Source organism: Streptomyces sp. NPDC053431, from assembly GCF_044544925.1.
GTDB lineage: Bacteria > Actinomycetota > Actinomycetes > Streptomycetales > Streptomycetaceae > Streptomyces.
Window position 1 is genome coordinate 21,249 of the sequence record NZ_JBITXX010000032.1, and the last position, 7,404, is coordinate 28,652.

Annotated in this window: 6 protein-coding genes and 1 rRNA gene; all 7 read right to left on the minus strand. The window is 70.6% G+C overall.

The window, feature by feature from the left end; translation table 11 throughout:
• Positions 1 to 13: 13 nt before the first annotated feature.
• The gene (locus ACIGXE_RS35740; protein ID WP_399754245.1) at positions 14 to 949 is read right to left on the minus strand and encodes an FHA domain-containing protein; all 936 of its coding nucleotides are present in this window, start codon (positions 947 to 949) and stop codon (positions 14 to 16) included.
• Positions 950 to 1,031: 82 nt separating this feature from the next.
• Complete coding sequence (locus ACIGXE_RS35745; protein WP_399754235.1) at positions 1,032 to 1,880, minus strand: DUF881 domain-containing protein; 849 nt, start codon at positions 1,878 to 1,880, stop codon at positions 1,032 to 1,034.
• Positions 1,881 to 2,584: 704 nt separating this feature from the next.
• Complete coding sequence (locus tag ACIGXE_RS35750) at positions 2,585 to 2,917, minus strand: small basic family protein (protein ID WP_015032176.1); 333 nt, start codon at positions 2,915 to 2,917, stop codon at positions 2,585 to 2,587.
• Positions 2,914 to 3,843: a DUF881 domain-containing protein gene (locus ACIGXE_RS35755; RefSeq protein WP_399754237.1), complete on the minus strand. Its 930-nt coding sequence runs from the start codon at positions 3,841 to 3,843 to the stop codon at positions 2,914 to 2,916. The genes ACIGXE_RS35750 and ACIGXE_RS35755 overlap by 4 nt, the downstream gene beginning before the upstream one ends.
• Before the next feature lie 111 nt (positions 3,844 to 3,954).
• Positions 3,955 to 6,450: a sugar phosphate nucleotidyltransferase gene (locus ACIGXE_RS35760; protein ID WP_399754240.1), complete on the minus strand. Its 2,496-nt coding sequence runs from the start codon at positions 6,448 to 6,450 to the stop codon at positions 3,955 to 3,957.
• 115 nt (positions 6,451 to 6,565) lie between these two features.
• Entirely contained in the window at positions 6,566 to 7,174 is a 609-nt protein-coding gene (locus tag ACIGXE_RS35765; protein ID WP_399754242.1) for a CDP-alcohol phosphatidyltransferase family protein, read from the minus strand.
• A 138-nt stretch (positions 7,175 to 7,312) separates the two neighbouring features.
• Positions 7,313 to 7,404 (minus strand): 5S ribosomal RNA (rrf, locus tag ACIGXE_RS35770); the annotation flags it as partial.

Here is a 7,404-nt window from a genome sequence, read left to right on the forward strand (position 1 = left end):
GTTCTCCGGAGCGTCACACGCCCCGCTGGCTCGCGAAGAACACGAGCCGGTACTTGCCGATCTGCACCTCGTCACCGTTGGAGAGCACGACCGAGTCGATCGGCTCGCGGTTGACGTAGGTGCCGTTGAGGCTGCCGACGTCCGACACCGTGAAGGTGCCGTCCGGCTGGCGCCGGAACTCCACGTGACGACGCGACACGGTCACGTCGTCCAGGAAGATGTCGCTCTGCGGGTGGCGGCCGGCCGTGGTCAGCTCGCCGTCGAGCAGGAAGCGGCTGCCGGAGTTCGGACCGCGGCGCACGATGAGCAGCGCGGAACCGGGCGGGAGCGCCTCCACGGCCGCGATGGCCTCGGGCGACAGCGACGGGATCTGGCCGGTGACCTCCGAGTCGTAGGCCTCGAGCCCCGAGATGGAGATCGTCGAGGTCGTCTCGGAAGCACGCTCCGGAACGACCCCGCCCCGCAGCGGCGCGCCGCAGTGGGAGCAGAACCGGCTGTCCGCCGTATTACGGTGACCGCACCTCGTACACACCGGCATGGACGCGTCCTCCTGCCGCGGCTGCCCCGCGGAGGTCTGGGTCGCGTACGGGTCGGAGACAAACCCTCCACCCGCACTTGAGGTTGATGGTTCTCCGAAACCTATGCGCGCGGCACCGGCAGGGTCAACAGAAGACGCGCCCTGTGTGCCCGGAATGTCGCCACCCTGGCCACCGACCTCGTCACGGAAGAGCGGGCGCTCGGCGCCCTGTTCCTCATTCTGGGCGTGGCGCGGCGCGCGATGACGGGCGTTGCCGCCGTCCTCGCGTCCGCTCTTGCCGAACAACTTCGAAAACAACTTCACGGGCGATTCCCCTTGACCGAAACAGACCCGCCCGTGGGGCAGGACGAACCCTGACTGAACACACCTGCCGACCCGGACATCTTCACAACGTCCGTAGCCACTCGACAGTTTCCACCACGCACCACCCTTGTGGTGCGGCGACCCCCCGCAAGGTCATGCCCTTGCCGCGCGACCGTCATCGAGCCCCGCCTCACTGCGAGGACGACTGAGCGTAGTCAGGCCGCTTCGCAGGCCGCAAGGCGTCGACGACGATCTTCCCGGAACGCTGCACCGTGGCCGTGGCCTGCTCCTTCTCCAGTGTCTGGACGACGCCGCCGGGGATGTTGAGCGCGGGCTCGAGATCCTCCGGCTTGCCGATGACCTTGAAGACGTACGGAGCGGCCACTTGCGTTCCATCGATGCGCATATCGCGTCCGCTGCCCGAGAAGTAGCTGTCCGCCACCACCCGCACGTCGTTCACCTGGATCGCCTCCGCGCCCGCGGCGCGCAGCTCCTGAATCGCGTCGAGCAGCATGTCCGACTCGATCGTGCCGGACGGATCGGAGATCGTGAGCGTGATCCCGGGCCCCTCCGCGGCGACCGTGCCGGCCAGGATGCCCAGCTGCTGCTCCTTCTCCTGGGTCTGCTTGCGCGCCTCCTCGGCCTGGTCCGAGCTGGACTCCAGCTCCGACTGCTGCTTCTCCAGACGGGTCTTCTCGTCCTCCAGGCGCTGCGTGCGGTCGTCGAGCTCGTCGAGGATCCGCACCAGGTCCTCCTGGCGGGCGCCGCGCAGCGCGCTGTTGTCGCTCGTCGACCGCACCTGGATCGCGAGCCCGAGCCCGAGCACGAACAGCAGCAGGGCGACGACGAGTTGGGCCCTGGACACCCGCGGCGGCCACAGACTGGCGGCCAACCGCTGCCGCCCGCTGACACCCGGCTCGACGGGCGGCACGCCCGAACCCTGAGCCGCGGCCTGCGGCTGCGGCTGCGGCTGCGGCTGCGGCTGCGGCTGCGGCTGCGGCTGCGGCCTACCGTGCGCCGGCGGCTGCCCCTGGGGCATGGGCCGCCCCTGCGGCCGAGGCTGCGGCTGCCCTGCGGGCCGGGGCTGCCCCGGTCCCTGGGGTCCCTGGGGTCCCTGGGGCCCCTGCGGCCGAGGCTGCGACGGGCCGACGGGGGGCTGACCCTGCGGCCGGGGCTGCGGCTGGCCGGCCTGGGGCTGACCCTGCGGTCGGCCCGGCCCCTGGGGCGGCTGCCCCTGCGGCCGGGGCTGCGGCTGGCCGGCCTGGGGCTGACCCTGCGGTCGGCCCTGCGGCTGAGGCTGCGCGGGCCGCTGCGGCCGGGGGTGCGGCTGGCCCGGACCCTGCGGCTGCCCCGCCTGGGCCGGACCCTGAGGCCGAGGCTGCGAAGGCCCCGGGCCCTGCGGCGGGCCTGAAGGTGCAGGCTGCGGCCGGCTCGGGCCCTGCGGCGCAGGCTGCCGCTGACCCGGGCCCTGCGGCCGGCCCTGGGGCCGAGGCTGGGGCTGGTCGTGCGGTCCGGGCTCGGACGGGTCGTGCGGTCCGGGCTGCGGCTGACCCTCCGGGCGGCCCTGCGCCGGCCGCTGCGGCTCGGGCCGCGGTGCCGGCTGCGGCTCCGGACGCGCGGCCGCCCGACCCGTACCGCTGCCCTCCTCCGGCTCCCGCGCCGGGGTGACCTCGTCGGGCTGCCCGTCCCCGTTCCGGTTCCGGTGCTCGTTCTCGTGCTCGTGCTCGTTCTCGCTCATCGGCCTCACGCCCGGAACACGTGCCGCCGGATGGCGGCGGCGTTGGAGAAGATCCGGATGCCGAGGACGACGACCACACCGGTCGACAGCTGCGCGCCCACACCCAGCTTGTCTCCGAGGAAGACGATCAGCGCGGCCACGACCACGTTCGACAGGAACGACACCACGAAGACCTTGTCGACGAAGATCCCGTCGAGCATGGCGCGCAGGCCGCCGAAGACCGCGTCCAGGGCGGCGACCACGGCGATCGGAAGATAGGGCTCGACCACCGCCGGAACCTCGGGCCGGACCAACAGTCCGACCACGACTCCCACGATCAGGCCCAGTACGGCGATCAAGATGTGCCCTTCCCTGTGTCGGCCGTGGCCTGCCCGGTGGCCTTGGCCGCCCCGGCTCCCCTCGGCTCTGCTGTACGTACGATCAGGCTCGGCGCGGCCGGCAGACGCACGTCGCCCTCCGCCGAGATGCTGGTACGGATCCCGAAGTTCTCCTGCAGCGCATGCAGATACTGCCCGTCGGCGCTGTCCTGGAACGCGGTGCTCAGCCGCTGCCCGTCACCGATGGCGAGGATCGTGTACGGCGGCACCAGAGGCTTGTTGTCGACCAGTATGGCGTCGCCCGCGGCCCGGATCGCCGACAGCGCGGTCAGCCGCTGCCCGTTGATCGCGACGGCCTCGGCGCCCGACTCCCACAGACCGTTGACCACCCGCTGCATGTCACGGTCGCGCACCCGGCCGGTGTCCGAGAAGCCACTGCTCTCGCGAGGGCCCCCACCCCCGGGATCGGTGCCCTTGGCGTCGTCCACGACGAGCCGGACACCCGGCCCGTGCACCGGGGTCGCCCCGGAGAGCAGCGCCACCAGCTCGGCCTGGTCGCCGCCGTGCTCCTCCAGCGCCTTCCGCTGCCGCTCCCCCACCTCGCCGCGGATCCGCTCGACGTCCTGCTCCAGCTTGTCGGCCGCGGAGGTCTCCGCGTCGATCCGGTTGATCAGGTCCTGCCGCTCCTTGGCCACGACCGGCGCGGACACCCGCGCCTCCGCCGCTCCCAGCGTCACCACGGCCGCCGCGAGCACCAGACCGGCCGCGAGGCCGAGCTTCGCCCGGACCGTACGGGGCATGCCGCCGCCCTCGGCGGCGCGCCGGGCCGAGGCCTCCGCGTATCCGTCGTCCAGGGCGTGGTCGATCACGTTGTTCAGCAGCGACATGGACGCGTCCGGGCGCGGAGGTGGCGTTCCTGTGCTCCGAACGGGGGGCTGCTGCGACATGCCGCACATCGTCGCACGTCGCACGCCCTACCGCCGAATGGCCCCACCGGAGAGCCGGGAGGCGCACACGGCCACCTCCCGGCCCGTCCGGATCGGGCGTCCCCGGTCCGGCTACTGACCTGCGCTGTCCACCACGGCCGACCACTCGTCGAGCAGCGCCTGCGCGGAGGCGTCGTCCGGCCCCTCCGCCCACAGATGGGTGACGGCCTCCGCCGGGTCGGGCAGCACCATCACCCACCGCCCGTCGGCCTCCACCACCCGCACCCCGTCGGTGGTGTCGACGGACCGCTCGCCGGCCGCCTCCACCACCCGGCGCATCACGAGCCCCTTGACCGCCCACGGCGTCGCGATGTCCCGCCGCAGCACATGGGCCCGCGGAATGCGCGCGTCGATCTGGCTCAGGGTGAGCTGGGTGCGCGCCACCAGGCCGATCAGCCGGACGAACGCCGCGGCGCCGTCGAAGACGCTGCTGAACTCCGGCACGATGAACCCGCCGCGCCCGTCACCGCCGAAGATCGTCGACTCCTCCCGGCCGACCCGGGTCAGGTCGTCGGGCGAGGTGGTCGTCCACTCCACCTGGGTGCCGTGGTACGCGGCCACCTGCTCGGCGATCCGCGTGGTCGTCACCGGCAGCGCCACCCGGCCCGACCGGCGTTCGGCGGCCACCAGGTCGAGCAGCACCAGCAGCGCCCGGTCGTCCTCGATGATCCGGCCCCGCTCGTCGACGAGCGACAGACGCTCGCCGACCGGGTCGAAACGCACTCCGAACGCGGCCCGCGCCGACGCCACGATCTCCCCGAGGCGTACCAGCCCGGCCCGTCGGCTCTCGGCCGACTCGGTGGGCCGTGCCTCGTCGAGGCCGGGGTTGATCGTCAGCGAGTCCACCTGGAGCCGGCCGAGCAGGCTGGGCAGCACCAGGCCCGCGCTGCCGTTGGACGCGTCGACGACCACCTTCAGACCGGCCTCGGCGATCCCGGAGGTGTCCACGTTCCGCAGCAGCGAGCCGGTGTACGAGTCGAAGACGCTGGCCGGGAAGGACAGGTCGCCGATCTCCCCGGGGAACGCCCGTCGGTACTCCTGACGTGCGAAGACCCGGTCCAGCTTGCGCTGCCCCGCCTGCGAGAGGTCGGCGCCCCGCTCGTCGAAGAACATGATGTCCACGGAGTCCGGCACACCCGGCGAGGTCCGCACCATGATGCCGCCGGCGCTGCCCCGCGCGGTCTGCTGCCGTGCCACCGGCAGCGGTACGTTCTCCAGGTCGCGTACGTCGATGGCGCTGGCCTGCAGGGCCGAGATCACCGCCCGTTTGAGCGCCCGCGCACCACGCGAGTGGTCACGCGCGGTGGTGACGGTCGCGCCCTTCTTCAGCGTGGTCGCGTACGCGCCGGCCAGCCGGACGGCCAGCTCGGGCGTGATCTCCACGTTGAGGATGCCGGACACGCCCCGCGCCCCGAAGAGGTGGGCCTGCCCGCGGGACTCCCAGATCACGGAGGTGTTGACGAAGGCGCCGGCCTCGATCGTCTTGAACGGGTAGACGCGCACGTTGCCCTGCACGATCGATTCCTCACCGATCAGGCACTCGTCGCCGATGACCGCCCCGTCCTCGATCCGGGCGGCCCGCATGACATCGGTGTTCTTGCCGATGACGCAGCCACGCAGATTGCTCTGCTGCCCGATGTAGACGTTGTCGTGGATGACGGCCTTGTGCAGGAAGGCGCCGCTTTTGACCACGACGTTCGAGCCGATGACGGTGTGCTCGCGGATCTCCGCGTCGGCCTCCACCTTGGCGTAGTCGCCGATGTACAGCGGCCCGCGCAGTACGGCGTCGGGGTGCACCTCGGCGCCTTCGGCCACCCAGACGCCCGGGGAGATCTCGAAGCCGTCGATGTCGACCTGGACCTTGCCCTCGAGGACGTCGGCCTGCGCCTTGACGTAGCTCTCGTGCGTGCCCACGTCCTCCCAGTAGCCCTCGGCGACATAGCCGTAGATCGGCTTGCCGTCCTTCATCAGGCGCGGGAAGACATCACCCGACCAGTCGACCGGAACGTCCGCTTCGACGTAGTCGAAGACCTCGGGCTCCATGACGTAGATGCCCGTGTTCACCGTGTCCGAGAAGACCTGTCCCCAGGTCGGCTTCTCCAGGAATCGTTCGACCTTGCCTCCCTCGTCCACGATGGTGATGCCGAATTCCAGCGGATTGGGCACCCGGGTCAGGCATACCGTGACGAGGGCGCCCTTCTCCTTGTGGAAGCGGATCAGATCGGTGAGGTCGAAGTCGGTGAGCGCGTCTCCCGAGATGACGAGAAAGGCGTCGTCCTTCAACGCCTCCTCGGCATTCTTCACACTCCCCGCGGTGCCGAGCGGCTTCTCCTCGTTCGCGTAGGTGAGCTCCATTCCGAGCTCTTCACCGTCCCCGAAGTAATTCCTGACGAGGGAGGCGAGAAACTGCACGGTGACAACGGTCTCGTTGAGACCGTGCCTCTTGAGCAGTCGCAGGACATGCTCCATGATCGGCCGGTTGGCCACCGGCAGAAGAGGCTTGGGCATGCTCGAGGTCATGGGGCGAAGACGGGTGCCCTCGCCACCGGCCATCACGACGGCCTTCATGTCGGAAGCGTCCTCCTTGAAGAGACGACGGTCCTGCCGACTTCACCCTTCCTCAATGGCCCTCAGGCGTCCTCGAAACTGCCGGCGTCGTTGCGCGGCGGACGGAGGGACGGGCTCAATCGGCCTCGGTATCCGCCTTCACGAGTCGGCGGACCTGGACCACGTAGAGGATCCCTGCCCACCAATACAGAGTTGTACCCCATCCGGCGAAGGCCCACCCGAAAACTTCGGCGAGTGACGCAAGCCATCCGTTTCCGTCACTGAGGAGCAGCAGCGGGAACGCGTACATCAGGTTGAAAGTGGCAGCTTTCCCGAGGAAGTTCACCTGCGGCGGGGGATAGCCGTGCCGGCGGAGGACGGCCACGGCCACCAGGAGCATCAGCTCACGGGCCAAAAGCACGGCGGTGAGCCACAGCGGAAGGATCTCCCGCCAGGTGAGGCCGACGAGGGTGGAGAGGATGTACAGCCGGTCGGCGGCCGGGTCGAGCAGCCGGCCGAGGCTGCTGATCTGGTTCCAGCGCCGGGCGAGCTTCCCGTCGAGATAGTCGCTGACCCCGCTGAGGGCCAGCACGAGCAGAGCCCAGCTGTCACTGTTGGGTCCGCCGAACACGGGTCGGAGGATCAGCCACAGGAAGAGCGGCACGCCGACCAGGCGCGCCATGCTGAGGATGTTGGGGATGGTGAGTACCCGGTCCGTCTGAACGCGGGTCTCCTGGACCTCCACCCGGGGGCCTCCTGTGGGAACGAGCTGACAATGCCCCATGACCTTACCCTCAGCCACGGCGGCGGGGTGCACAGGGGTCTCCGGAACGCAAAAATGCCTCAACCCCCGGACGGAGTCCGGGGGTTGAGGCTAAAAATTGTTCGGCGGCGTCCTACTCTCCCACAGGGTCCCCCCTGCAGTACCATCGGCGCTGAAAGGCTTAGCTTCCGGGTTCGGAATGTAACCGGGCG